Consider the following 24,327-nt stretch of genomic DNA (forward strand, 5'->3'; position numbering starts at 1 on the left):
ACGCCCTCGACCTCGTCGGCCCCGCCGGCTACGGCCCCCGCAACGCGGCATCGGCAGCCGCGAAGGAAGTCCCCCTGCACGGCTGGCAGAAGTCGATGAGCGCACGGGCGATCCGGCCGGGCGCGTTCTCCGTGGGGATGTGGTCCGCGTCCGGGATGCGTATGAGCGTTGTCTCCGGCATCTCGGCGGCGAACCGCTCGGCGTACTCCACCTTCTCGTGCAGGTCGTCTTCGCCCCAGATCAGCAGCTTGGGCGTGGTGGACCGTTGCAGCGCGGGGACGAGGTCACGGGTGTAGCGGTTGTCGGCGGCGCCCGCCAGTGCCAGCCAGGAGCGGCGCACCCGCGCATCGGTCCACGGCTCCACGTAGTCCGCGATCCGCTGTGCGGTGGCGGCACCGGCCAGTACCCTCGTCACCGCCAGTCGGCGGGCGGGGAGGATGTCGTCGGCGGTGGGCCCGGCGGCGGTCCCCGATCCCCGGAACCGGGCGACATGAGGCGCCGGCCAGGAGTCGTAGAGGACCGAGTTGACCAAGGCCAGCCGGGACACCTCCAGCCGACCGTGCACGAGGAGATGCTGGGCGATGGCGCCGCCGATGTCATGGCCTGCAACCGCGATCGGCCCGGAGAGTCCCAGCGCGGACGCGAACCGCTCCACCCAGTCCGCGAAGGCCGGGACCGTTGCCGTCTCCGGGGTGAGCTCGCCGCCCGAGCGTCCCAGCCCGGGCAGGTCGACCGCGATGGGCCGCAGCCCCGCCTCGGCGAGGCGGCCCAGCACCGGGAGCCAGACGCGGCTCCAGTACGTTCCGTGCAGCAGCAGTACGGCCGGGCCGTCCTGCTCCACCGTCAGGTGGCTCGCCGATTCACCGTCGACCCGGACCGAGGTCCGTACGATTCCCGCTTCTGTGGTTTGACTCATGGGACCACTGTGACCGGGGCCGGGCTCCCGGCCGAGAGTCCGAAAAGACATCCAAGGGTATATTCCGGCCATGTGCCCGCACCGGGTCGTGGCCCTGATCACCCCGCCCCAGTCGCCCTTCGAACTCGCCTGTGCCGCCGAGGTCTTCGGCACGGCCCCGGACGACGCGCCGGTCCGCTACGCGTTCCGGGTGTGCGCCGAGCGTCCCGGACCCCTCCGGACCACGGCCGGCTTCCCGATGCTCGTCGACGCGGGGTTGGCGGCCATCGAGGAGGCGGACACCGTTGTCGTCCCCGGCTGGGAGCCGCTCGGCGCACCGGTACCGCCGGCCGTCTCCGAGGCGCTGCGGGCCGCCCACCGGCGCGGGGCGAGGATCGTCGCCATCTGCACGGGCGCGTTCGTCCTCGCCCAGGCCGGGCTGCTCGACGGCCGCCGCGCCACCACCCACTGGCGCAGCACCGCCCGACTCGCCGCCGCCTTCCCCGCGGTGCAGGTCGACGCCGACGTGCTCTTCGTGGATCACGGCGACGTTGCGACCAGCGCCGGGACCGGCGCGGGCATCGACCTCTGCCTCCACCTGGTCCGTTCCGATCACGGCGCGGCCTACGCCGCCCGGGTCGCCCGCGCCATGGTCCTGCCGCCGCACCGGGAGGGCAGCCAGCTTCAGTACGCCGCACAGCAGACACCGGCCGGGACGGACGAGTCACTGGCGCCGCTGCTGGAGTGGGCCGCCGCCCGGCTCGACACCAGACTGACCCTCGACCGCCTCGCCGAACGCGCCGGGCTGTCGAGCCGGACCCTCGCCCGGCGGTTCGCCGAACAGCTCGGCACCAGCCCGGGGCAGTGGCTGCTCGGCCGGCGCATCGACGCGGCACGGCTCCTGCTGGAGCAGACCGACCTGCCGGTCGACGCCATCGCCACCCGGGTCGGACTCGCCTCGGCGGTCAACCTGCGCCGCCGCTTCCAGACCCATCTCGGCACCACGCCCGGCGCCTACCGGCGGATCTTCGGCGAACCCTGACGGCGGACCGGCGTACAGCGGACACGGCACAGCGCAGGTCAGGTCAGGTCAACTGAACGCGGCCGCGACGCAGCCGCCTGCCAAGGCCACACACAGCGGTGAGTACACCCATCGGTCCATCCGGCCGAAGACGTCCTTCCGGGGTGAGAACACCGCGAAGCCGATCGCCCCGCGCCCGAGCAGGACTGCGGCGACCCCCCAAGTGCCGATCGAGACGAGCCGGAACGGGTCGACCGCTCCCGCAGTCCCGGCCCGCGTTCCCACCAGGCAGGCGGCGACCAGGATCAGGACGGCGACCGTGCCCGTCTCCTTGCGCGTCGGCATCGCGTCCGTCTCGACGCCGGCGACCGTCCTGGCCATCTCGGCGGGGGTGGCGAACGGCCAGGGCGAGAACATCCACACCACGTGGAGCACGCCGATCATCAGCAGGACGAACGCGGCCGCGCTACCCACGACGGCCATCACACCTCCAGTTGATCCGGCGGTCGGTCCGGTTGCCGCCCCGGTTCGGCACCGCCGCGGCCGTTGAGGCGATCTCCATTGTCTGTCGGCCGATTCAGAACCCCCGCTCGGCCCCAGTGGGTCGGTCCCGCCGCCCGGCGCACCACCGCCCAGCGCGGACGTCCGCGGACGGACGAGCGTGCGCTTCTCCGGCCCTGGCCGGCCGGGAGGACCGGCGGCCGATCACTCTGTCCCGACCGCGATTCGCGGTGCAACCGTACTAGGTGACTTTTCCATCCGACCTAGTTCACTTTCTCCTTCTGATGCGTAGATCAGGGAGTTCTGTGTATATACGGTGTATCGATTGAGAGATGCACCGTACGGACACCCGCCTGCGCCGAGCAGGACGCCGGTGGCGTCGGGCCCGGCTCCGATCCGGCGGGTTCGGCGACGTCGACCCGGTGGTCGGTGCGGCCGCGGTGCATTCGGCGGTGCGCGGCCCGGCGTTCGGACCGGGACGGCGCTTCGTCCGCTGTCTCCCTACAGACCAGTGGGCACCGAAGTGGCCGACGAACAGAGATGGAGCACGCGATGGTGACAAGGATTGACACGGACTACCTCGTGATCGGTGCCGGCGCGACGGCGATGGCGTTCGTGGACACGCTGCTCACCGAATCGGACGCGACCGTCGTGCTGGTGGACCGCTACCACCGGCCCGGCGGGCACTGGACCGTCGCCTACCCGTACGTGCGGCTGCACCAGCCCTCGGCGATGTACGGCGTGAACTCGCGTCCGCTCGGCAACGACACGGTCGACGGGACCGGCTGGAACGCCGGGCTGTACGAGCTCGCCGGCGCGAGCGAGATCCTCAGCTACTTCGACCAGGTCATGCGGCAGACGTTCCTGCCGTCCGGCCGGGTGTCGTACTTCCCCATGGCCGAGTACGACGGCGCAGGCCGCTTCCACCTCACGACCTCCGGCGCGGAGTACGAGGTGACCGTGCGCCGGAAGGTCGTGGACACCACGTACCAGGGCGTGACCGTCCCGGCCATGCGGCCGCCGGAGTTCCCGGTCGCCGACGGCATCCCCCTGGTGCCGCCCAACGACCTGCCCGCCATCCGCGCGGCCTACGACCGGTACGTCGTCGTCGGCGCCGGCAAGACCGGCATCGACGCCTGCCTGTGGCTCCTTGAGCAGGGGGTCGATCCGGCGAGGCTGACCTGGATCATGCCCCGCGCGCCGTGGCTCATCGATCGGGAGACCGTGCAGCCGATGCCGCTCCGCCGGCCCGAGGACATCGTGAGCGGCCACATGGCCCGGCATGAGGCCGTCATGGGCGCCGAATCCGTTCCCGACCTCTTCGAACGGCTCAACGCCGCCGGTATCGTGCTGCGCATCTCCGCGGACGACCGGCCGACGGCGTTCCGCTGCGCGACCGTATCGAAGGCCGAACTCGAACAGTTGCGCCGGATCGAGCACGTCGTGCGCCTCGGCCGGGTGAAGCGGATCACCGAGACCGACATCGAACTCGACGGTGGCGCCGTCCCGACCGGCCGCCGCGCGCTGCACGTGGACTGCACAGCCGACGCCATCAAGCAGCGCCCCGCTGTTCCGATCTTCCAGGACGGGCTGATCACCCCGCAGTCGGTGCGCGTCTGCCAGCCGGTGTTCAGCGCCGCGCTCATCGCGCACGTGGAGGCGGCGTACGGCGACGACGCGGAGAAGAACGCGCTCTGCCCGGTCGCGCAGAATCCGCGCACCGACACCGACTGGCTCCGGTTCGCCATCGCCGGAAACCTGGAGGGGGCGCTCTGGGCGGGCAACGCCGACATCGGCCGCTGGCTGGACACGGCCCGGCTCCAGCCGAACATGGCCCCGCCGATGCCGGCGGACCCGGCGGAGCGGGCCGCCTACGAGCAGCAGGCCCTGGACCTGGCCGATGCACAGACCTCGAAGCTCGACGAGCTGCTGCGCGCGCACGCGGCCCGGACCGGGACGGGGGACGAGGCCGGATGACCGCACGACTGAACCGGCGGCGGAACCGGTGGCGGGACTGGCGGCGGAACTGGCGGCGGATCAGCGCCCCGTGGGCGCTCGTCCTCCTGACGACGGCGTGCGCGGAACTGACCTTCACCGCGGTCGCCGTACCGGCGACCTGGCTGATCCTGCCGCTGCTGCTGGTGATGTACGGGGCCGGGGTCCTGCTCATCCGGGAGGCGGTCGTGCGGGTCGGCGGCGGCTGGCCGAGTCTCGTCCTGCTGGGCCTCGCCTACCAGCTCGCGGAGGACGGGCTGGGCCTCCAGGCCCTGACCAGCCCCCAGATGTACGGTGCCGCCGACTGGGGCCTGCGCTTCCTCGGCGTGAACTGGAGCTACTGGGAGTCCCAGATCGGGGTGCACGTGGTCCTCAGCGTCCTGATCCCCGTCGCCCTCGTCGACCTGCTCTTCCCGCATCGCCGGGACCGGCCGTACCTGAGCCGGGGCGGGTTCATCGTTATCGGCGCACTGGCGATCGTGGGCGTGCTCGGGCTGCGCACCATCGTGTCGGCGACCCAGGACCCCGGATACCAGATGCCGTGGGGCGCGATGGCGGTGTTCACCGTGCTCATCATCGGGCTCGCCCTGCTCGCGCTGGCGGGCGTCCCCCTCCCGCACCGCGAGGAACCCGGCCGGACCGATCGGCGCGCGCCGCGCCCGGGGGTGGTCGGATTCGTGTCCATGTACCTGACCATGGCGTTCCTGACGACGCTGCTCCCGCTCGGCCTCGGGCCCACGATGCTGTTCGGCGACATGATGTCGCCGGTTCTCCGGCTGGTCATAGGGGCCATGACCGCCGTCCCATTCGGGCTGGTGGTGCTGCGCTGGCGCACGGCCGCCAACTGGAGCGATCAGCACCGGATCCGGCTCATCGGCGGCATCCTCGTGTCGCACACCGCGTTCATGATGCTCGGTTCGGTGCTCGGCGCCCTGCTCGGCGCGCTGACCCTCGCGGCTGAGGTAATGCTGCTGATCAAGCTGGCCAAGCATGTCGAACAGCGCGAAAGCCCGGCGAGTTCGGTCCTGATGTGACAGCCCGAGGGACTGCGCGACCCCCGCGTCCCGCAGTCCCTCGGCGATCAGGCCCTCCCCCTGGCGGAGGCCCAGGCCACGCACCGAGCTGCGCCTCCGCCCCACAATCCCCGACCGTGCCGGACCCCCGGTCAACAACCAAGGGCCCGACCGCGATGACTCGCAATCAGGCCTACTCCTCCCGGTAGGCCCACGCGCGCTGAGCGTATGGCGCAGCCCCTCGCGCGACCCGCCGGTCCCCATCCGAAGAGGGCTGGCACCTCGCAGAAGAGCCGACCGTGATCCCGGATGACCCCTCCGAGGTGCAGCGCGCGTGGGTGGAACAGCGCGCCCCCAGCAGCGGGCGATCGGGGACGTCGACCACCGCGAGGTCCATGAAACTGGAGGGCGGGCGCTCGCCGCTCAGCGGTTCGGAGGCACCATGCGGGGAAGGGAATGCCGCGTTCCGACATTCGCCCCGGCGCTCGTCCCGCACCGCTTGGACGGAGCGCGGCCCTTCCCGCGCCGAGAGCCCCGCAAAGGCCGGTGCGCGTCCCGCCCATGGCAGGTCGGGGCGGTGACCGGCCACAGTGGCGACATGAGCGATTCCTCAGTAGAGACGACGTCCGAACTGGTGCTGGTGACCGGTGCGACCGGGCAGACCGGCGCCCTGGTCGCCGAGGGCCTGCGGGCCCGCGGGGTGCCGGTCCGTGAGGCCGCCCGGGGCACCGATCCGCGCTTCGACTGGGACGACCCCGCCACCTGGGACGCGGTTCTGGACGGGGCCACCGCCGCGTACCTGGTCACCCCCCTCGTCCCCGACTTTGCCCCGGGCCTGGTCGGCGACTTCACCGCCCGGGCCCGCGCGGCCGGAGTACGGCGATTGGTCCTGCTGTCCGGCGCGAGCGCCGAGTTCGGAAACGTCCCGATCCTCTCCCGCGAGATGCCCCTTCGCGCCGTCGACCAGGACGACTTCTCCTGGACGATCCTGCGGCCGTCCGCCTTCGCCCAGAACTTCCCCGCGATGGAGCGGACGCTCCTCGCCGACGGGGGCGTCCGCAGACCGCTGGGCCCCGCCCCGGGGGCAGCAGTGGCCTACATCGACGTGCGCGACATCGCCGATGTTGCAGTGGAAATCCTCGCCTCCGCCGAACCCGACCAGGTACGGGCGCACGCCGGGCGCACCTACTATCTCGACGGCCCGGAGGCCCTTGGCTACGAGCAGGTGCTGGACGCCATCGGCTCCCGCATCGGACGCGAGCTCCGGTACGAGGACGCGCCCCGCGACGAGTGGGCCGCGGGCGCCCGCGCGGCCGGGGTCGAGGAGGTCTGGCTCCGGTGGCGGCTGGACCTCTTCGCCCAGCAGCGGCGCGGCGAGTACGCGCACACCCGCGACGACGTCGAGCGGCTCCTGGGACGCCGCCCCCGGCGCTTCGACGCCTACCTGGCCGATTCGGTGAGCGCCGATTCCTGGCCGGAGGGCTGAGGCCGCTCCGGCGCCGCCCGTCCCCGGTGCGCGCTCGGGGCGCGTCCCCGGAGCCGTTTGAACGCGGTCGAGAACGCGAACTCGTCCCGGTAGCCCACCGACCGCGCCACCGATGCGACGGTGGCCTCCGGGTCGTCGAGCAGGTCGGCCGCCAGACTCATCCGCCGGTCGGCCAGGTAGGCCATGGGAGATTCACCCAGCAGGTCCGCGAACCTGCGGGCCAGGGTCGCCCGGGACGCCCCCGCTGCCTCCGCCAGGCCGGAGACCGTCCACGGCTCCGACGGGCTCCGGTGCAGGGCGCGCAGGGCCCTTCCGACCACCGGGTCGGCCTGCGCCGCCCACCAGCGCGGGGCCTCCGCCCCGGGGCGGCCGAACACGGCCCGCAGCACCCTCACGAGCGCCAGGTCCAGCAGCCGCTCCAGGACGGCCTCCTGTCCCGGCGCATCGATCCCGACCTCTTCGGCCAGCAGATCGACCAGGGCAACGGGAAGCTCCCCGGCGCCGACTCGGGTCAGGGGCGGCAGCCCTTCCAGAAGCCGTTCGCCGGCATCGCCGGTCCAGGAGTAAGAGCCGGTGACCACCAGGGCGGTTTCCGGGTGCTCCGGGTGCCCGCAGGTGCGCGTACCGGTGACCTCCGGCCCGGGGACCGGCCGCCCGGCTGCGTCGGTGTAGTGATCGAGTCCGTGCACGACCAGGTCGGGCGGAGCGCCGGGAGCGCGCGTGCGGGTGTAGGGGCCGAGCCCGCGCAATAGGGCCGCCTCTCCGGGGTGCAGAGCGAGCGGGGGTCCGGCGTCCGCGTCCGGCGCGTCCACGGTGATCCAGTGGGTACCGCGCACGGCCACGATCAGGGTCAGCGGCTCCGGTGCGGCCTGCCGCACCCCACGCGGCTCCGCATACGCGTCCCGGGTCAGGGCGGCACCCCTGGCCCGCACCTGGGCCAACAAGTCCGCCAGCACGTCCTGCACGCGGCCAGCTTAGCCGTGCCCGGCCCGGAGCACGCACGGGCGGCCCCCAGGCCTGGACCAGGTGAGACGATCAAGATCATCTCCCAGAATTCTCCCAAAACGACGAAGACCCTTCCCTCCGATGAGGAGGAAAGGGCCTCTGCCTGGTCGGGGTGGCGGGATTTGAACCCACGACCTCTTCGTCCCGAACGAAGCGCGCTACCAAGCTGCGCTACACCCCGAAGCAACGTCGCCCAGTCTAGCGGACCGGTGGGAGTGCGTGCACACGCTTATGGGGCCGGGTGGGGCCCGTCAGGGGGCGGGGGCGGGGTGGAGGTCGAGGATGGTCGCCTCGGGGCGGCAGCAGAAGCGGACCGGGGCGTAGGGCGAGGTGCCGAGGCCGCCGGAGACGTGCAGCCACGACCGGCCGTAGCGGTTCAGGCCCCAGGCGCGGGGGCGGTCGATGCCGCAGTTGGTGACGAGGGTGCCGTAGAACGGCAGGCACAACTGTCCGCCGTGGGTGTGCCCGGCGAGCAGCAGTTGGTAGCCGTCGGCGGCGAAGCGGTCGAGGTTGGCGGGCTCAGGGGCGTGCATGACGCCGAGGCGGAGGTCGGCGCCGCGGTCGGCGGGCCCCGCGACCGCGTCGTAGTCGTCGAGTTCGATGTGGGAGTCGTTGATGCCGGCGACGGCGACGGTCGATCCAGCGGTCTTGAGGTGCCCCTTGAAGTTGTTCAGGTCCAGCCACCCGGACGCCGACATGGCGTCGCCCAGCTCCTGCCAGGGCAGGTCGGGGTCGCGGCGCTGCCGGTAGTCGCTCTTGCTGGACCGCCACAGGTAGCGCGCGGGGTTCTTGAACGTCGGGGAGAACATGTCGTTGGAGCCGTACACGAAGCCGCCCGGCCGTTCGAGCAGGGGGCCGAGTGCGTCGATGAACGGCGCCACCGCGTCCGGGTGCGCCAGGGAGTCGCCGGTGTTGATGACGAGGTCGGGGTTTGTGGCGTCGAGGCTGCGGACGAAGTCGAGCAGCATCCGCCGCCCCGGCGTGAGGTGGGCGTCGGAGAGGTGCAGGATGCGCAGCCGGGCGCTCCCCGGGGGCAGCAGCGGGAGCGTGTGGTGCCGCAGGCGGAACCAGTTGCGTTCGATCACCGAGGCGTAGCCGATGCCTGCGGCGCCGGTCACGGCGGTGACCGCGGCGGCCCGGCCTACTGCGCGCAGTAGGGGGTGTGCGCGCCTCGCGGCGGCGCTCGGCGACATCGGGACCTCCTGATTGCTACCGCTGGGTTAGGCGTGTCAATGGTGCCAGACGTGCGCGGGAGCGATGGCCCAATGCGCGCGGCCGAGCCCTCTGTGGCTCCGACGTAGAGCCGCTGCGGCTCGGCCCTGCCCTGCCCTGCTGGGCCGGCGCCTCAGGGCCTCGCTGTTGCGCCGTGGGCTCGCCGCCGCCCTCGTCGGCCCGTCCGCTGGGAAAATCCGCTGCCGCTGCCGGCGGCGGGTGGGACAATCGCATGCCTGGCCCCGGCAGCCGGCGGTCCACGGTGGCGGCCGGGGCGATTCGCGACGACACCGACGAGGAGCCCCATGCCCGGGTTGAAGAACGAGTTGCAGTCCGACCTGACCGCTGCCATGAAGGCGCGCGACGACGTGCGGACCCGGACCCTGCGCATGGTGCTCACCGCGGTCTCCAACGAGGAGGTGTCGGGGGCCGCGTCGCGTGAGCTGAGCGACGACGAGGTCGTCAAGGTCATCACCCGCGAGGCGAAGAAGCGCCGCGAGGCCGCCGAAGCGTTCGACGGTGGCGGCCGCACCGAGCAGGCCGCGGCGGAGCGCGCCGAGGGCGAGGTCCTGTCCGGCTACCTTCCCGCGCAGCTCACCGACGCCGAGATCGCCGAGCTGGTGGCCGCCGCGATCGACGAGTCCGGCGCGGCCGACGTCAAGGGCATGGGTGCGGTCATGAAGATCGTCAACCCGCGGGTCGCCGGGCGTGCGGAGGGCGGCAGGGTGGCCGCCGAGGTCAAGCGGCAGTTGGCGACCTGATCGATCGGGACTCGGTTGTTCCGGTCCGCTGTTCCGGTCCGCACGATGCCCCCCGCTGTGATGCCCCGCCGAGGTGTCTCGTGACGCCCCGGGGCGTCACGCCAGGCCCGCCGAAGGCGGGCCTGGCGGCCGTCAGTCGTCTCTGCGCGGTTGGTGCAGGGCGGGCATCGGGGCGGGGGGGTCGACCGGGGTGGAGTGGTCGCCTGCGGGGCGGCCCGCCGGGGCGTCGGACCCCTTGCCGTTGCTGAGGAAGACGTTCACCGCCGCGCCCTCGGGGAGTTGGGTGCCCGGGCCGGGGTTGACGGCCGCCACGCTGCCCTTCTCGGCGCCGGAGCGGATGCTGTGCCCGGAGACGTTCACCCGGTACCCGGCGTCCTCCAGGCGGCCGACGGCGGAGTCCTCCGAGAGGCCGACCACATCGGGCACGCCGCCGGGGTTGCTCGCGGGGTCGGCCCCGCGGTCGCGGCTGCCTCCGCCGCCACCGCCGAACTTGCCAGGCGATGAGGGGAAGCCCTTGGCCGGCAGCTTCTCCGTCGCCTTCTGCATGGTCTCTTTCCAGATGGGGCCGGGGATGTCGGCGCCGTAGACCTGGCCGTAGTACCGCCCGCCGATGTTGACGCCGCGCAGCGGGTGGTTCTGCGGGCCGCGCGGGTCGCCGACGAACACGGCCCCCGCGAGGTTCGGGGTGAACCCGGCGAACCACGCGCTGGCCGAGCCGTCGGTGGTGCCGGTCTTCGCCGCGGCGGGGCGGCCGATGCCCAGGCCGGCCGTCGTGCCGCCCTTGAAGGTCTGCTGGAGGAGGTAGCTGACGCCGTCGGCGACGTCCTTGTCGATGGCCTTCTCGCACTTGTTGTCGATCTTGATGGTCTTGCCGGCCTGGCGGTCCTCGATCTTGGTGATGGCCTGCGGCTCGCAGAACTTGCCGCGCGCGGCGAAGGTGGCGTAGGCGTTGGCGACCGTCATCGGCGACACCTCCTCACTGCCGAGGGTGAAGGAGTTGTTGCCTTGGGTGCGCTTGTTGTCGAAGCTCTCGCCGTCGGCCCGGTGCACGCCGAGCTTCTCGGACATCTTGATGACGTTGCACAGCCCGACGCTCTTCTGCAACTGCGCGAAATAGGTGTTCACGGACCCCTTGGTGCCCGAGACCATGCTGTTGGAGCTGGTGCCCTTGGACTCGGAGGAGTTCTTCACCGGCCAGGGCGCGAGGGTGCCGCCTTCGCAGTTGCGCTGCCCGGTGACGGTGGTGCTGCTGCCGGAGCTGAACGAGGTGCCGTAGCCCTTGCCCTGGTCGAGCGCCGTGGCGAGGGTGAACGCCTTGAAGGTCGAGCCCGCCTGGAAGCCGGTGCTGCCGCCGCGGTTGTAGTCGGTGGCGAAGTTGACGGAGGTCTCGCCGAGCTTGCTTTCGTCGGGCCCGTAGTTGCGGCTCTGCACCATGCCGCGGATCTCGCCGCTGCCGGGTTCGATGAGCACCTCGGCCGCGACCTTCTTGGACTTGTTCTTGCGCGGCACCCACTTGTCGACGGCCTTCTGGCCGGCCTTCTGCGCCGTCGGGTCGAGTGTGGTGTGGATGCGCAGCCCGGCGGTCCGCAGCCAGCGGGCGCGCTTGGTGGCGTCCTCGCCGAACCGCTTGTCCTTCTCGATCTCCTGCACGACGTAGTCGCAGAAGAAGGGCTGGTCGCTGGGCACGCAGCCGTTGCTCTGCGATTTGACGTCGAGGTCGAGGTCCTTCTTCTTGACCTCCGCGGCTTCGCCCTTGGTGACCATCTTGTTCTGCACCATGCGGTCGAGGACGACGTCGCGCCGGTTCTGCGCCTTCTCGGGGTTCTGGACCGGGTTGTACAGGTACGGGTACCGGACCTGGCCGGCGAGGGTGGCGGCCTGCGACAGGTTCAGGTCCTTGGCCTTGACGCCGTAGAAGTGCTGGGCGGCGGACTCGACGCCGTAGGCGCCGTCGCCGAAGTAGGCGATGTTCAGGTAGCCCTGGAGGATGTCCTTCTTGCTCTGCTTCTGCTCGAGCGTGATGGCGTAGCGGAGTTCGCGGAGTTTGCGGGCCAGCGTGGTCTCGCGGGCCTCCTCCTGCTCCTCCTTTGACGAGGCGCTCTCGATCAAGGAGTTCTTCACGTATTGCTGGGTCAGCGAGGACCCGCCCTGGGTGCTGCCGCTGGCGGTGCGCAGCGCGGCCCGGAACGTGCCGGAGATGTCGAGGCCGCCGTGCTCGTAGAACCGGCTGTCCTCGATGGCGATCATGGCGTCCTGCATGACCGGCGCCATGTCGTCGAGTTCGACGAGCTCGCGGTTGCGGTCGTAGATCTCGGCGATCGTGCCGCCTTCGCGGTCGAGGATGACCGATCGCTCCGGTGGAGCGATGTTCTCGAAGTTGCTGGGCATGCTCAGGAAGCTGTTGGCGCCGTTGCGCGCGGTGATCCCGAGCCCGATGACGAAAGGCGCTGTCAGCGCGGCCACGAGTATCCCCGCGACCATGCTCACGCCGACGAGACGTCCGATTCGTTGCAGCATTATCCCCTGGCCCACGGCTACCAGCCTACGTGTGGAAAACGGACTCCGGGTCGCCGAGTGCGGCAATCCGACCCTTGGCGGGGCCCGGTATCGGCCATGTTCGGGGAGCGCCCGGCTCAGCGCCGCGCTCCGCCCCCTGGGTTTCGGCCCAACCTTAACGCGATGACGACCCCATGTCGTTTCTTGACCAACGCGTGGTCACCGCCATACCTCCCACTAGCACTTCGTTACTCTGCGTGTATGAAACATGACTAGTTTTTTCCGTGGAGATGGCCCACCCGGGCTATATCAGAAATGGGCCTAATGGGGCCTGTTGGTCCCGAGCCCCGATCCGTAGGTTCAACAGCAGCGGCCAGGGAGGAGAGCCGCGCACCGCGAACCGCCGACCCCCATGACGACCGGATCCCCATTTCGGGCTTGTGGACCCTGTTTCGGTGCTGTGCGCGCGGTGCACATCGAGCCGACGTCGCGCCCGTCGGCTCCTGTTGGAACCACACATGATGATCTTGGGAGTGGGCACATGTGGATCAAGGATTGGACCGTCAAGGCGGTCTGTAGGGAAACCGATCCGGACGCTCTGTTCGTCCAGGGAGCGGCGCAGAACCGCGCCAAGCTGATCTGCCGGGGCTGCCCGGTGCGCACCGAATGCCTCGCCGACGCACTCGACAACCGGATCGAGTTCGGTGTCTGGGGCGGTATGACCGAACGCGAACGGCGGGCCCTGCTGCGGCGCCGGCCCGATGTCGGGTCGTGGGCCGAACTGCTCGACACCGCACGCCGCGAGTACGAACGCTGCAACGACGGCGCCCCCGACACTGACGAGTTCATCGACGAGACCGGTACACCGCTGCTGGTCCGCTGAGGCCGCGATTCCATCGCCGCATGCCGCCCCCGCGCGGCGTGCGGCCCCCCATCGCCGCACCGGACGGCGGTGCCGTCACCGTTCGGACCGCTCCGGGTCGGCGAGCGCGCGCCCGATCCGGCGCAGGCCGTCGAGGTCGTGGACGTCCTCGGGCTGGGCCGGCACCTCGGCGAGCGCGATCGCCGGATGCGCCGAGCAGAAGTGCGCCCGCAGCCGCAGCTCGCGTTCCTGGAGGTGGACGCGCTCGGCGTGCAGACGCAGGACCGCGGCAGCGAGCGGATGGTCGCCCGACGCGTCGAGCGACTCCGCCGCCGCTGTGCTGCGGGCCGCCGAGAGGTGCGGCACCTCACTGCGGTGGGTGCGGTTCAGCACCAGCCCGGCGACCGGCATCCGGTCGGCGTCGAGCCGTTCGACGAAGTACGACGCCTCGCGCAGCGCGTCGGACTCGGGCGCCGCGATCACCAGGAAGGCGGTCCCCGGCGCCTGGAGCAGGCGGTAGGTCTGCTCGGCGCGTTCCTGGAAGCCGCCGAACACCGCGTCGAACGCCGTGACGAAGGTCTGCACGTCCGTGAGCAGCTGGGCGCCGACGACCTTCGCGATCACGCCGGTGACCATGCCGAATCCCGCGCCCAGTAGGCGGAACGCCCCGGTCTTCGCGGGTGCGCTGAGGATCTTGATGAGCCGGCCGTCGAGGAACCGGCCGAGGCGTTTCGGCGCGTCGAGGAAGTCCAGTGCGGAGCGGCTCGGCGGGGTGTCGACGATGATGAGGTCCCACTCGCCGGAGCGCCGGAGCTGGCCGAGCTTCTCCATGGCCATGTACTCCTGCGTGCCGGAGAAGCTGGACGACAGGGTCTGGTAGAAGGGGTTGGCGAGTATCTGCCGGGCCCGTTCGGGGTCGGCGTGCGCCTCGACGATCTCGTCGAAGGTGCGCTTCATGTCGAGCATCATGGCGTGCAGCGAGCCGCCGGACCCGTTGTCCGCGACCGGCACCGGCCGCGGGGTGTTGTCGAGCTCGGTCAGGCCCATCGACTGCGCGAGCCGCCGCGCCGGGTCGACCGTGATGACGACGGCGTCGCGGCCCCGCTCGGCCGCGCGCAGTCCCAGCGCCGCGGCCGTTGTGGTCTTGCCGACCCCGCCCGACCCGCAGCACACGATGATGCGGGTGCCGCGGTCGTCGAGCAGCGCGTCGACGCGCAGCCGCGGCGCGCCGGGGCGGGCGGTTCCGGGTGCGGTGCTCATGCGCCCCCTTGTTCGCGCAGCGCGGCCGCCAGTGTGTGCAGCGCCGCCAGGTCGATGCCTTCGCCGATGAAGGGCAGCAGGTAGGTCGGCCGGTCGGCGGCAGCGAGCCGCTCGCTCATGCCCGCCTCGACCCGCACCCGCCGCGCGTGGTCGACGACCTCGCCGCGCAGGTCGGCGGCTGCCGCCTCCGCGTCCTCGAACCCGGCGGCCTTCAGCCCCCCGGCGATCGCCGCCAGGTCGACGTCGCCCTCGGCGGCCGCCGAGAGCGCCTCGGCATACAGGACCGGGGGGCGCACCATGTTCACCAGCACCGCGCCGACTCCGAGGCCAACGGAGCCGATCTCGGCCACGCCGTCGAGGGTCTCCTGGACGGGCATCTCCTCCAGGACCGTCGCGAAGTGCACCGCGGTCTCGGGCGAGCGGATCACCTCCATGACCCGGTCGGCGTGGTTGCGGATCGGGCCGACGCGGGCGAGCCCGGCGACCTCGGCGTTGACGTTGAGGAACTGGGCGATGCGCCCGGTGGGCGGGGCGTCGAGCACCACGGCGTCGTAGACGTGCGGTGCGGACTCCGCCGGGTCGCGCGGGGCGCCCCGCCTGCGTTCGCGCCCCACTCGGCGGCGGACCGCCTCGGTGGCCTTGCCGGTGAGCAGGACGTCGCGGGCGCCCGGCGCGATGGTGGTGGCGAAGTCCACGACGCCGAACCGGGTGAGCGCCTGCCCCGCGCGCCGCATGCCGTAGAACAGCTCCAGGTAGTCCATCAGCGCGGCTTCGGCGTCGACGGCCAGCGCGTAGACGTCGCCGCCGTCGGGCGCGCCGGCGACCCGGCGCTCCTCGTAGGGCAGCGGCGGGCAGTCGAACAGCTGGGCGATGCCCTGGCGTCCTTCGACCTCGACCAGCAGGACCGTGCGGCCGCCCCCGGCCAGTGCCAGTGCCAGGGACGCCGCCAGGGTGGTCTTGCCCGTGCCCCCCTTGCCCGTGACGACGTGCAGGCGGACGCCGTCCCAATCGCTGTCGCGTGCGCTCACCTGAGGAATTCTATGGTCGGCCCCGCAGGCGCGGGTGGACCCGCCCCGACGGCGACACCGCGCGGCGCCGGGTGAGTAAGGTTGCGCCTATGACGAAGTGGGAGTACGCGACCGTGCCGTTGTTGTCGCACGCGACGAAGCAGATTCTGGACAATTGGGGTCAGGACGGCTGGGAGCTGGTGTCGGTCATCCCCGGGCCCTCGGTTGACGGGGACCCCCGCAACCAGCAGCTCGTCGCCTACATGAAGCGGGAGAGGTAGCAATGGCAACGCCCGAGGAGCGCATCGCCGAACTCGGCTACGAGCTGCCCCCCGTGGCGGCCCCGGCCGGCGCCTACGTTCCGGCGGTCCCCAGTGGCGCCTACGTGTACACGTCCGGCCAGGTCCCGCTGGTCGGCGGCAAGCTGGAGCACACCGGCAAGGTCGGCGCCGAGGTCAGCCTCGACACCGCGAAGGCGCAGGCCGCGATCTGCGTGCTGAACGCCCTCGCGGCGATCAAGGCCGAGGTGGGCGAGCTGTCGCGGGTGCGCCGCGTGGTCAAGGTGCTCGGGTTCGTCGCCAGCGACCCCTCGTTCACCGGCCAGCCGCAGGTGGTCAACGGCGCGAGTGAGCTGCTCGGCGCCGTGTTCGGCGACGCCGGCGTGCACGCCCGCAGCGCGGTCGGCGTGGCCGTGCTGCCGCTGGACGCGCCGGTCGAGGTCGAGATGATCGTCGAACTCGCCTGACCGCGTCCCGCGCGCCCGGAGGAGGACGGCTGTGGCAACGAACATTCCGATGTCCGAGACGACCGCCTCATGGGTCCGCGATGTCCTCGACGGCCGGGCCGAGCCCGCGGTGCCGCGGCATGCCGCAACGGTCATGCTGGTGCGCCCCGCGGTGCCGGCCGGGCCCGGCGTCCAGGTCTACCTCCTGCGCCGGGTGCCGACCATGGAGTTCGCGCCCGGCGCGTTCGTGTTCCCCGGCGGCCGGGTCGACGACCGCGACGCCGATCACGCCGTGCGCTGGTCCGGCCCTGCCCCGGACTACTGGGCGCGCCGGTTCGCCGTGCCGGAGCCGCTGGCGCGCGCCCTGGTGTGCGCGGCGGTGCGCGAGACCTTCGAGGAGTCGGGCGTGCTGCTGGCGGGCCCCTCGGCGCACGAGGTGGTGGCCGATACCCGCGGCGCCGATTGGGAGGCCGACCGCGCGGCCCTGATCGACCGCTCGCTGTCCTTCGCGGAGTTCCTCGACCGCCGCGGCCTGGTGCTGCGGACCGACCTGCTGCGGCCGTGGTCGCAGTGGATCACCCCGCTGGTCGAGCCGCGGCGGTACGACACCCGGTTCTTCGCCGCGGCCCTCCCCGAGGGCCAGCAGACCCGCGATGTCGGCGGCGAGGCCGACCGCGTCGCCTGGCTGCGCCCCGAGGACGCCGTCGCGGGGTGGGACCGTTCGGAGCTGCGCATGCTCCCGCCGACGGTGGCGACCCTGCGGGAATTGGCCGCATGCGGCTCGTTGGAGGGGGTCATGGCGGCCGAGCGTGAGATCATCCCCATTGAGCCCGAATTGCGCGTCAAGAATGGGCGCTACCGGCTGGTGGTCCCCGACGGCATCGACTATCCCTTGTAACGGGCCCGGTGACGGGTTCCCGCCGCGACATCGCTAAGCGAGGTTCGATGAGGATCGACGGTTCCGGGACACTGCGCGCGAACTGCATCCTGTGCCCCAACCCCGGCCCGATGACGCTCGACGGCACCAACACCTGGATCCTCCGCGAGCCGGGTGCCCGATGGGTGGCCGTCGTCGACCCCGGCCCGCACGACGAACGCCACCTGGAGCGGGTGGCGCGCACGGTGCAGGAGCAGGGCGCCCAGGTCGCGGTCACCCTGCTCACCCACCACCACTTCGACCACGCCGAAGGCGCGCGGTACTTCTCCGAACTCACCGGGTCCCCGGTGCGCGCCGTGCAGGCCGAGGTGCGGATCGGCGACGACGGCCTGACCGACGGCGAGGTCATCGACGTCGACGGCCTGGAGATCCGGGTCCTCGCGGCGCCCGGGCACACCGCCGACTCCGTCGCCTTCCACCTGCCGGCCGACGACATCGTGCTCACGGGCGACACCGTGCTCGGCCGCGGCACGGCCGTCATCGCCGAGGACGGCGACCTCGCCGACTACCTCGACACCCTGAACCGGCTGCGCGACCTGGTGGGCGTCGGCGACGTCCGCGCCCTGCTGCCGGGTCACGGGCCCATCTGCACCGAGCCGCTGTCGAAGGTCGACTCCTACATCGAGCACCGCGAGGAGCGGCTCGCGCAGATCACCGCCGCGGTGCGCGGCGGCGCCGCGACCCCGGGCGCCGTCGTCGACCAGGTGTACGCCGACGTCGATGCGGTGCTGCGCGGCGCGGCCGAGCTGTCGGTCCGCGCGCAGTTGCGCTACCTCGCCAAGCGCGGCGACGTCCCGTCGGAGTTCGGCGACGGCGGCTGACCGCGCCGCGGGAGCCCGGATCCCGCAGCACGGGGGCGGTATTCCCGCGGGGTGAGAACACCCTGTCGCGGTGCCGGGCCGGTCGGCACCATGGGCGCATGGACGCGAACCACGCCGACCTCGCTGTCGCCGGCCGGCTGCGTACGGCCTCCGGCGCCTACGAGAGGGGCGAACTCCTCATCAGCGGCGGGCGAATCGCCGGCCGCTCCGCCGACATCGGGCGGGTGCCCGCTGCGGCCCGCATGGACTTCGGCGCGGCGCTCGTCCTTCCCGGGCTCGTCGACGCGCACGTCCACTCGCTGTCGCACCCGGGCGAGGGCATCGCCGCGGCGACGGCGGCGGCCGCAGCGGGCGGCGTCACCACGATCGTGGAGATGCCGTTCGACGCCGACGGGCCCGTCAACACCCCCGACCGGCTCCGGCGCAAGCGCGACCGCGCCGAGGAGGCGGCGCACGTCGACGTCGCCCTGCTCGCGACGCTCGCGCCCGGCGGCGGGTGGCGCGCCGCCGAGGAGCTGGCCGGCCTGGGGGCGTGCGGTTTCAAGGCGTCGCTGTTCGACACCGACCCGGTCCGGTTCCCGCGCATCGACGACGCGGAACTGCTGGAGGTCCTCGCCGCGGTCGCGGGGGCCGACCGGGTCCTGTGCGTCCACGCCGAGAACAACGAGATCGTGAAGTCCCTGATCGGGCGCGAGCGCGCAGCGGCGCCGGACGACCCGCGCGCGCACGGCCGCAGCAGGCCGCCGGTCAGCGAGACGCTCGGGGTGCTGACGGCCCTGGAGAGCGCCCTGGACCGCGGCGCGTCCCTGCACCTGTGCCACCTGAGCCTGCCGCGCTCGGTCGACCTGGTGCGCTACTACGCCGAGCAGGGGCTCGACGTCACCCTGGAGACCTGCCCGCACTACCTCGCCTGCACCGAGGACGACATGGCCGCCCAGCGGGGCAGGTTGAAGATCAACCCGCCGCTGCGCGACGAGCGGGCCCGCGAAGGGCTGTGGCGGCGCCTGGAGGCCGGCGCGGTCGACATCATCGGCTCCGACCACGCGCCCTGGCCGGCCCGCTTCAAGGACCACGAGGACGTCTTCGCCAACCATTCGGGGGTGCCGGGGGTGGAGACCCTGCTGCCCATCGCCCTCTCGGGCGCGCTGGAGCGGGGCCCGGACGCGCTGAACGCGGCCGTGGACGCGCTGACCCGGGCGCCGGCGCACCGCTTCGGGCTGGCGCACCGCAAAGGCGCGCTGGAGGTCGGCCGCGACGCCGACATCGCCGTGTTCGACCCCGCGGCCGACACCGTCCTGCGCGCCGCGGCCATGCACTCCAACGCCGGGTGGACCCCCTACGAGGGGCGGCGGGTCCGCGGCCGGGTGGCGGCCACGCTCTCGCGCGGCGCGGTCGTATGGGACGGCGACAAGCTAGCCGGGGCGAGGGGGCACGGACATGTCATCGAACCGCAGGGCGCCGGACGCCGCGCCGGATGAGCGGCGCCCGGCGCCGCCCGCCGGACCGGGCCCCGGCGCCGCCCCGGCGAACGCGTCGCTGGTGCGCGGCCTGCGCATCCTCGACTGCGTGGCGGAGTTGGGCCGGGCGCGGGTCGACGATCTCGCCGCGCGCGTCGACCTCCCCCTGTCCACGGTGTACCGCTACGTGCGCCAACTGCGCGACATGGGCTACCTGTACGAGGTCGACGGCCACTACACGCTGGGCGTCGACTTCAGCGAGCGGCGCCGCGACACCGGCCACCTCGTGCGGCTGGCAGAGCCGGTCCTGCGCGGACTGCGCGACTCCACCGGCGAAGCGGTCGTGCTCACCGTCCGGGTGCGGACGGCGGCGCTGTGCCTCGACCGGCTGATGCCGCAGCGCCGCTACCTGCTGTCGTTCCAGCGCGGCACCGTCCGGCCGCTGTACGCCGGGGCGAGCGTGCTGCCGCTGCTGGCGTTCGCGACGCCCGATGTCGTCGACGACGTATTGGCAGGCCCCATGCGGCGCATCACCGCGCGCACCCCCGACCGCGAGGCGCTCAAGCGCGAGGTGGCGCAGGTGCGCGAGCACGGGTTCGCGGTGAGCCGCGGCGAGGTCGACCCGGGGATGGTGGCGGTGGGCGTCCCGGTGTTCCGCGGGCGCGGCTGCATCTGCGCGGTGAGCGTCGTCGGCTCGGAGCACTCGATGGCGGAGGACCGGTTGGAGAACGCCGTGCGGGCCGCCCGCGAGGCGGGCGCCGCGCTGGGGGCGCGGCTGAACAGCGCCGACGGCGCGGTCGCGTGGACGGCGGGCGAGGAATGGTGAGGGGGAGCGGGATGCGCGGCGTCCGGGCGCAGCGCGGCACGGTGCTGCGGTGCGCGCAGTGGCGGCAGGAGGCGCTGCTGCGCATGCTGGAGAACGTCCTCGAGGTCGGCCAGCGGCCCGAGGACCTGGTGGTCTACGCCGCTCTGGGCAAGGCCGCGCGCGACTGGCCGTCGTTCGACCGCATCACGGCAACACTGCGGACGCTGCGCGGCGACGAGACCCTGATCCTGCAATCGGGGCGCCCCGTGGGGGTGGTGCGCACCTTCCCCGGCGCCCCGCGGGTCCTCAGCGCGGTGAACAACATGGTCGGGAGTTGGCAGACCCCCGAGCGCTTCTACGCGATGGCCGACAAGGGCATGACCATGTGGGGCGGCCTCACCGCCGCGGCGTGGCAGTACATCGGGCGCCAGGGCGTCCTCCAGGGCACCTACGAACTGCTCCGCACCGCGGCGGAGCGGCACTTCGGCGGCGCTGTGGCGGGCCGCTGGCTGCTCACAGCGGGGCTCGGCGGCATGGGGTCGGCGCAGCCCCTCGCGGCGTCCATGCTGGGCCTGTCGAGCGTGACCGTCGAGGCCGACCCCGCCCGGCTCGCCGCCGCCGGTGCGGCGGGCGCGCTGGACCTGGTGGTCGAGGACCTCGGCGCCGCACTGGCCGCCGTCGAGGCGGCCCGCCGCTCCGGCGCGGTCGCAGCGGTGGGCCTGCGCGGCAACGCCGCCGAGGTGTTCCCCGCGGTCGCCGCCCAGGCGGTGCGGCCGGACATCGTCACCGACCAGACGGCCGCGCACGACGCCCGCTACGGCTACCTGCCGCCCGGCATGGGCCTCGACCAGTGGGCGCTGCTGCGCGAGACCGCGCCGGAGGAGGTCGAGCGCGCCGCCCGCGCGGGCATGGCGGCGCAGGTCGGGGCGATGCTCGCGCTGGCGGGGTCCGGTGCCGTGGTGTTCGAGAACGGCAACAACCTGCGGGTGCAGGCGGAGCGGGCGGGCGCCGCCGACGCGTTCGACATCCCCGGGTTCATGGAGCGCTACCTGCGCCCGCTGTTCTGCCGGGGGATCGGCCCGTTCCGCTGGGTGGCGGTGAGCGGCGACCCCGCCGACCTCGCCGTCCTCGACAACCTCGCCGCGTCGCTGTTCCCCGAACGCCCCGAGGTGGCGGCCTGGATCGCGCTCGCCCGCGCCAACGTCCCCGTCCAAGGGCTCCCGGCGCGCAGCTGCTGGCTCGGCCACAACGAGCGCTCCCGCATGGCGGTCGCGGCGAACGACGCGGTGCGCGACGGCCGCCTGAGCGCACCCGTCCTGTTCACCCGCGACCACCTGGACGCCGCCGCGATGACGCACCCGCTGATCGGCACCGAGGGCATGCCCGACGGCTCCGACGGGGTCAGCGACTGGCCGCTCCTGGACGCGATGCTGATGTCGGCCACCGGCGCCGACCTGGTCGCGGTGCACGCCGGAGGCGGCGGCTACTCCGGCTTCATGCAGTCGGCCGGCGTCTCCATCGTCGCCGACGGCGGCGCCGAGTGCGCCGAACGGCTGCGGCGGGCCCTGGACGCCGACACCGGGCTCGGGATCCTCCGCTACGCCGAGGCCGGCTACGGCGACGCCGCGGCCGCCGTTCGCGGCGCCGCCGATGTGACCTGGACCAACGACCCCGCTACGAGGAGCGCTGACGATGCGTGAACTGACCGCCGACGACGCCCGATACGCCGTGCTCGGCGGTGGTGTGTTCGCCGCGGGAGGCGGCGGCTGGCTGCACCACGGCGAGCTGATGGGCGGCGCGGCGACGACGATGGGCCGCCCCGTGCTGGCGTCCGTCGCCGAGCTCCCCGCCGACAGCTGGGTGGCGACCGTCACCGCCATCGGGGCGCCCGCGGCCAAGGACTGGGAGATCCGGCCGGTCGACTACGTCGACGCGCTCAAGGCCCTCATGGCGGCGGCCGACCACCCCATCGCGGCGGTGATGACCGCGCAGAACGGCTACTCGACGACGCTGAACGGCTGGATCCAGTCCGCTGTGCTCGGGGTCAAGGTCCTGGACGCAGCGGGCGATATCCGGGCGCACCCGACCGGCAAGCTCGGCGCGCTCGGCCTCACCACCCGGCCCGGCTACATGTCGGTCCAGTCGGTCTCCGGCGGCAACCGCGCACTGCACGGCCACTTCCAGGCCGTCACCCGCGGCTCCTCGGTGACCTGCGACGACGTGCTCCGCGACATCTCGGTGCGCACCGGGGGCTTCATCGCGTCGGCGCGCAATCCGGTGGAGCTCGACTGGGTCCGCCGCAACGCCGCGCTCGGCGCGATCACCGCGGCGATCGACCTCGGCCGCACCATGGCCGACGCCGCGCCCGGCGGCGGCGCGGCCGTCATCGAGGCGGTGACCGCCGCCATCGGCGGCGCCGAGCTGGCCCGCGGCCCGCTCGCGCACGCGGCCCCGACGATCACCAAGGGCGGCTGGGACCACGGCGTGTTCCGGGTCGCCGACCACACCGTGCCCTACCTCAACGAGTTCATGGCCGTCGACGCCGGGGGCGCGCGGCTGGCGAGCTACCCGGACATGATCGCGCTGCTCGCCGTCGACACCGGGCTGCCGCTGGCGGTCAAGGACGCGGTCGAGGGCATGGAGGTGGCGGTGGTCGCCGCGCCGGCGGCCGCGCTGCCGACGTCCGCCAGCGCCTGCGACGTCGGCGCGCTGCGGGAGGTCGAGGAGATCATGGGGATCGACCTCGTGGCGTACCTGCCCGACGGGCTGCACGCCCCCGCGGGAGGCGGCGGTGCGCGCTGACGCCAGGGCGGGGCCGGCGCCCGACGCCGACCGCCTCTGGGCCGACCTCACCGCGCTGGCGGCGTACGCCGACCCGGATCTCGCGGGGTGGAGCCGCGAGGTCTTCACCGACCCCTACCGTGCCGCGCGGGCGTGGGTGCGCGCGCTGATGGCGGACGCCGGCCTGGCGACCTCGGTCGACGCGGTCGGCAACATCACCGGCCGGCTGCCCGGCACCCACGGCGGGGGACCGCCGATCGTCACCGGTTCGCACACCGACACCGTGCGCGGCGGCGGCCGGTTCGACGGCATCGTCGGCGTCCTCGGCGGCATCGAGGTGGCGCGGCGGCTGCGCGAGACGGGCACCCGCCTGCGCCGCGACCTCGTCGTCGTCGACTTCCTCGGCGAGGAGGCGAACGGGTACGGGATCAGCTGCATGGGCAGCCGCGCGCTCGCCGGCACCCTCACCGCCGCCCACCTCGACCGGCGCGACGCGGCAGGGGACCGCCTGGGCGACGCCATGGCGCGCTTCGGCGCCGACCCCGCCGCGTCCCTCGGCATCGCGTGGCGGGGCGGCGTCCACGCCTTCGTGGAGCTGCACGTGGAGCAGGGGCCGCTGCTGGAGCGCGAGGGTGCCGAGGTGGGCGTGGTGACCGCCATCGCGGGGATCGAGCGGCTGCTCGCGACCTTCGCGGGGCGGTCCGACCACGCCGGGACCACCCCCATGGGCGAGCGCGCCGACGCGCTGACAGCGGCGGCCGAGGCGGTCCTCACCGTGGAACGGGAAGGCTGCGGCGCCCCCGTCCACGGGGTCGCGACCACCGGCCGCATCGAGGGGGCCACGGGCGCGTTCAACATCGTCCCCGACCGCGCCCGCATCTGGGCGGAGTTGCGCAGCGTCGACCCGGGGTGGCTGGGCGGCGTGCGGCGGCGGGTGGCCGAGCGCATCGCCGCCGACGCGGCCCGGCGCGGCGTCGAGACCGGCATCGAGTGGCTGAACGACCAGCCGCCCGTGCCGGCGGACCGGGCGGTCCAGGACGTCATCGGCGGGGCTGCCGACGGCCTGGGCGCATCATGGGCGCCGGTGCCCAGCGGGGCGGGGCACGACGCGGCGCACCTGGCCCGGCTCGGGCCCATGGGGATGGTCTTCATCCCCTCGCGCGGCGGCCGCAGCCACTGCCCCGAGGAGTGGACCGACCCCGCGCAGATCGCAACGGGGGTGCACGTCCTGGGCGACACCATCGTCCGGCTCGACGCGCTCGACCACGTGCGCTGAACGGCCGGGGCC

The 24,327-nt window shown here is 73.1% G+C and carries 21 protein-coding genes, 1 tRNA gene and 1 pseudogene; 15 read left to right on the forward strand and 8 right to left on the reverse strand.

The genetic code is table 11. The features are described 5' to 3' along the window. Window positions 1-28: 28 nt before the first annotated feature. Window positions 29-916 (reverse strand): alpha/beta fold hydrolase, encoded by an 888-nt coding sequence (locus CLV63_RS05555; protein WP_106581808.1) that lies wholly within the window; start codon window positions 914-916, stop codon window positions 29-31. A gap of 70 nt (window positions 917-986) precedes the next feature. Here CLV63_RS05555 and CLV63_RS05560 point away from each other — a divergent pair, with 70 nt between their 5' ends. Next, the gene (locus CLV63_RS05560) at window positions 987-1,937 is read left to right on the forward strand and encodes a GlxA family transcriptional regulator (RefSeq protein ID WP_106581809.1); all 951 of its coding nucleotides are present in this window, start codon (window positions 987-989) and stop codon (window positions 1,935-1,937) included. A gap of 48 nt (window positions 1,938-1,985) precedes the next feature. On the opposite strand, the gene CLV63_RS05565 is transcribed toward CLV63_RS05560, so the two are convergent. Continuing rightward, window positions 1,986-2,399 carry a DUF3995 domain-containing protein gene (locus tag CLV63_RS05565; RefSeq protein ID WP_106581810.1) on the reverse strand — a complete coding sequence of 138 codons (414 nt, stop codon included), beginning with the start codon at window positions 2,397-2,399 and terminating at the stop codon, window positions 1,986-1,988. Window positions 2,400-2,969: 570 nt separating this feature from the next. Between CLV63_RS05565 and CLV63_RS05570 the strand changes: the two genes are divergently transcribed. The 3 genes from CLV63_RS05570 to CLV63_RS05580 all read left to right on the forward strand — a co-directional run bounded on the left by CLV63_RS05570 (window position 2,970) and on the right by CLV63_RS05580 (window position 6,911). Continuing rightward, complete coding sequence (locus CLV63_RS05570) at window positions 2,970-4,394, forward strand: hypothetical protein (RefSeq protein WP_106582079.1); 1,425 nt, start codon at window positions 2,970-2,972, stop codon at window positions 4,392-4,394. Further along, complete coding sequence (locus tag CLV63_RS05575; protein ID WP_211301174.1) at window positions 4,391-5,446, forward strand: hypothetical protein; 1,056 nt, start codon at window positions 4,391-4,393, stop codon at window positions 5,444-5,446. The genes CLV63_RS05570 and CLV63_RS05575 overlap by 4 nt, the downstream gene beginning before the upstream one ends. Window positions 5,447-6,023: 577 nt before the next feature. Continuing rightward, window positions 6,024-6,911 (forward strand): NAD(P)H-binding protein, encoded by an 888-nt coding sequence (locus CLV63_RS05580; protein WP_170134157.1) that lies wholly within the window; start codon window positions 6,024-6,026, stop codon window positions 6,909-6,911. On the opposite strand, the gene CLV63_RS05585 is transcribed toward CLV63_RS05580, so the two are convergent. The 3 genes from CLV63_RS05585 to CLV63_RS05595 all read right to left on the reverse strand — a co-directional run bounded on the left by CLV63_RS05585 (window position 6,866) and on the right by CLV63_RS05595 (window position 9,109). Beyond that, window positions 6,866-7,876, reverse strand: coding sequence for an AraC family transcriptional regulator (locus tag CLV63_RS05585; protein WP_106581812.1), 1,011 nt, complete (start codon window positions 7,874-7,876; stop codon window positions 6,866-6,868). The genes CLV63_RS05580 and CLV63_RS05585 overlap by 46 nt on opposite strands. A 144-nt stretch (window positions 7,877-8,020) precedes the next feature. After that, window positions 8,021-8,097, reverse strand: a tRNA-Pro gene (locus CLV63_RS05590). 70 nt (window positions 8,098-8,167) lie between these two features. After that, window positions 8,168-9,109 (reverse strand): metallophosphoesterase, encoded by a 942-nt coding sequence (locus CLV63_RS05595; RefSeq protein ID WP_106581813.1) that lies wholly within the window; start codon window positions 9,107-9,109, stop codon window positions 8,168-8,170. Window positions 9,110-9,433: 324 nt separating this feature from the next. On the opposite strand from CLV63_RS05595, the gene CLV63_RS05600 reads away from it, so the two are divergent. Beyond that, window positions 9,434-9,889, forward strand: a complete 456-nt coding sequence (locus tag CLV63_RS05600; RefSeq protein ID WP_106581814.1) for a GatB/YqeY domain-containing protein — start codon at window positions 9,434-9,436, stop codon at window positions 9,887-9,889. 132 nt (window positions 9,890-10,021) lie between these two features. On the opposite strand, the gene CLV63_RS05605 is transcribed toward CLV63_RS05600, so the two are convergent. Then, window positions 10,022-12,406, reverse strand: coding sequence for a penicillin-binding protein (locus tag CLV63_RS05605; RefSeq protein ID WP_106581815.1), 2,385 nt, complete (start codon window positions 12,404-12,406; stop codon window positions 10,022-10,024). A gap of 520 nt (window positions 12,407-12,926) precedes the next feature. Between CLV63_RS05605 and CLV63_RS05610 the strand changes: the two genes are divergently transcribed. Beyond that, window positions 12,927-13,268: a WhiB family transcriptional regulator gene (locus CLV63_RS05610; RefSeq protein ID WP_106581816.1), complete on the forward strand. Its 342-nt coding sequence runs from the start codon at window positions 12,927-12,929 to the stop codon at window positions 13,266-13,268. A 75-nt stretch (window positions 13,269-13,343) separates the two neighbouring features. Here CLV63_RS05610 and CLV63_RS05615 read toward each other — a convergent pair whose 3' ends face one another. Together CLV63_RS05615 and CLV63_RS05620 are read right to left on the reverse strand one after the other, a co-directional pair. Next, window positions 13,344-14,507, reverse strand: coding sequence for an ArsA family ATPase (locus tag CLV63_RS05615; protein ID WP_106581817.1), 1,164 nt, complete (start codon window positions 14,505-14,507; stop codon window positions 13,344-13,346). Beyond that, window positions 14,504-15,580, reverse strand: a pseudogene (locus CLV63_RS05620) (ArsA-related P-loop ATPase); the annotation flags it as partial. The gene CLV63_RS05615 and the pseudogene CLV63_RS05620, both read right to left, overlap by 4 nt. Before the next feature lie 44 nt (window positions 15,581-15,624). On the opposite strand from CLV63_RS05620, the gene CLV63_RS05625 reads away from it, so the two are divergent. The 9 genes from CLV63_RS05625 to CLV63_RS05665 all read left to right on the forward strand — a co-directional run bounded on the left by CLV63_RS05625 (window position 15,625) and on the right by CLV63_RS05665 (window position 24,315). After that, entirely contained in the window at window positions 15,625-15,795 is a 171-nt protein-coding gene (locus CLV63_RS05625) for a DUF4177 domain-containing protein (protein ID WP_106581819.1), read from the forward strand. Between the two features lie 2 nt (window positions 15,796-15,797). Beyond that, window positions 15,798-16,259, forward strand: coding sequence for a RidA family protein (locus CLV63_RS05630; protein WP_106581820.1), 462 nt, complete (start codon window positions 15,798-15,800; stop codon window positions 16,257-16,259). Between the two features lie 49 nt (window positions 16,260-16,308). Then, window positions 16,309-17,136, forward strand: a complete 828-nt coding sequence (locus CLV63_RS05635; RefSeq protein WP_211301190.1) for an NUDIX hydrolase — start codon at window positions 16,309-16,311, stop codon at window positions 17,134-17,136. A 47-nt stretch (window positions 17,137-17,183) separates the two neighbouring features. Beyond that, window positions 17,184-17,996 (forward strand): MBL fold metallo-hydrolase, encoded by an 813-nt coding sequence (locus CLV63_RS05640; protein WP_106581821.1) that lies wholly within the window; start codon window positions 17,184-17,186, stop codon window positions 17,994-17,996. 98 nt (window positions 17,997-18,094) lie between these two features. Next, entirely contained in the window at window positions 18,095-19,474 is a 1,380-nt protein-coding gene (locus tag CLV63_RS05645; RefSeq protein ID WP_106581822.1) for a dihydroorotase, read from the forward strand. Then, on the forward strand, window positions 19,434-20,279 hold the full coding sequence (locus tag CLV63_RS05650; RefSeq protein ID WP_106581823.1) for an IclR family transcriptional regulator: 846 nt from the start codon (window positions 19,434-19,436) through the stop codon (window positions 20,277-20,279). The genes CLV63_RS05645 and CLV63_RS05650 overlap by 41 nt, the downstream gene beginning before the upstream one ends. Before the next feature lie 11 nt (window positions 20,280-20,290). Beyond that, window positions 20,291-21,958 carry a urocanate hydratase gene (locus CLV63_RS05655; protein ID WP_106581824.1) on the forward strand — a complete coding sequence of 556 codons (1,668 nt, stop codon included), beginning with the start codon at window positions 20,291-20,293 and terminating at the stop codon, window positions 21,956-21,958. Next, window positions 21,951-23,060: an S-methyl thiohydantoin desulfurase domain-containing protein gene (locus CLV63_RS05660; protein ID WP_106581825.1), complete on the forward strand. Its 1,110-nt coding sequence runs from the start codon at window positions 21,951-21,953 to the stop codon at window positions 23,058-23,060. Before CLV63_RS05655 ends, CLV63_RS05660 begins: the two co-directional genes overlap by 8 nt. Beyond that, window positions 23,050-24,315, forward strand: a complete 1,266-nt coding sequence (locus tag CLV63_RS05665) for a M20 family metallo-hydrolase (protein WP_106581826.1) — start codon at window positions 23,050-23,052, stop codon at window positions 24,313-24,315. Before CLV63_RS05660 ends, CLV63_RS05665 begins: the two co-directional genes overlap by 11 nt. Window positions 24,316-24,327: the final 12 nt, after the last annotated feature.

Source organism: Murinocardiopsis flavida (assembly GCF_003014485.1).
In the GTDB taxonomy this organism is placed as follows: Bacteria; Actinomycetota; Actinomycetes; order Streptosporangiales; family Streptosporangiaceae; genus Murinocardiopsis; species Murinocardiopsis flavida.

Coding starts and splice junctions, on each gene's coding strand:
- CLV63_RS05555 (WP_106581808.1), bottom strand. CDS start 916: ATGAGTCAAACCACAGAAGCGGGAATCGTACGGACCTCGGTCCGGGTC.
- CLV63_RS05560 (WP_106581809.1), top strand. CDS start 987: ATGTGCCCGCACCGGGTCGTGGCCCTGATCACCCCGCCCCAGTCGCCC.
- CLV63_RS05565 (WP_106581810.1), bottom strand. CDS start 2,399: ATGGCCGTCGTGGGTAGCGCGGCCGCGTTCGTCCTGCTGATGATCGGC.
- CLV63_RS05570 (WP_106582079.1), top strand. CDS start 2,970: ATGGTGACAAGGATTGACACGGACTACCTCGTGATCGGTGCCGGCGCG.
- CLV63_RS05575 (WP_211301174.1), top strand. CDS start 4,391: ATGACCGCACGACTGAACCGGCGGCGGAACCGGTGGCGGGACTGGCGG.
- CLV63_RS05580 (WP_170134157.1), top strand. CDS start 6,024: ATGAGCGATTCCTCAGTAGAGACGACGTCCGAACTGGTGCTGGTGACC.
- CLV63_RS05595 (WP_106581813.1), bottom strand. CDS start 9,109: ATGTCGCCGAGCGCCGCCGCGAGGCGCGCACACCCCCTACTGCGCGCA.
- CLV63_RS05600 (WP_106581814.1), top strand. CDS start 9,434: ATGCCCGGGTTGAAGAACGAGTTGCAGTCCGACCTGACCGCTGCCATG.
- CLV63_RS05605 (WP_106581815.1), bottom strand. CDS start 12,406: ATGCTGCAACGAATCGGACGTCTCGTCGGCGTGAGCATGGTCGCGGGG.
- CLV63_RS05610 (WP_106581816.1), top strand. CDS start 12,927: ATGTGGATCAAGGATTGGACCGTCAAGGCGGTCTGTAGGGAAACCGAT.
- CLV63_RS05615 (WP_106581817.1), bottom strand. CDS start 14,507: ATGAGCACCGCACCCGGAACCGCCCGCCCCGGCGCGCCGCGGCTGCGC.
- CLV63_RS05625 (WP_106581819.1), top strand. CDS start 15,625: ATGACGAAGTGGGAGTACGCGACCGTGCCGTTGTTGTCGCACGCGACG.
- CLV63_RS05630 (WP_106581820.1), top strand. CDS start 15,798: ATGGCAACGCCCGAGGAGCGCATCGCCGAACTCGGCTACGAGCTGCCC.
- CLV63_RS05635 (WP_211301190.1), top strand. CDS start 16,309: ATGTCCGAGACGACCGCCTCATGGGTCCGCGATGTCCTCGACGGCCGG.
- CLV63_RS05640 (WP_106581821.1), top strand. CDS start 17,184: ATGAGGATCGACGGTTCCGGGACACTGCGCGCGAACTGCATCCTGTGC.
- CLV63_RS05645 (WP_106581822.1), top strand. CDS start 18,095: ATGGACGCGAACCACGCCGACCTCGCTGTCGCCGGCCGGCTGCGTACG.
- CLV63_RS05650 (WP_106581823.1), top strand. CDS start 19,434: ATGTCATCGAACCGCAGGGCGCCGGACGCCGCGCCGGATGAGCGGCGC.
- CLV63_RS05655 (WP_106581824.1), top strand. CDS start 20,291: ATGCGCGGCGTCCGGGCGCAGCGCGGCACGGTGCTGCGGTGCGCGCAG.
- CLV63_RS05660 (WP_106581825.1), top strand. CDS start 21,951: ATGCGTGAACTGACCGCCGACGACGCCCGATACGCCGTGCTCGGCGGT.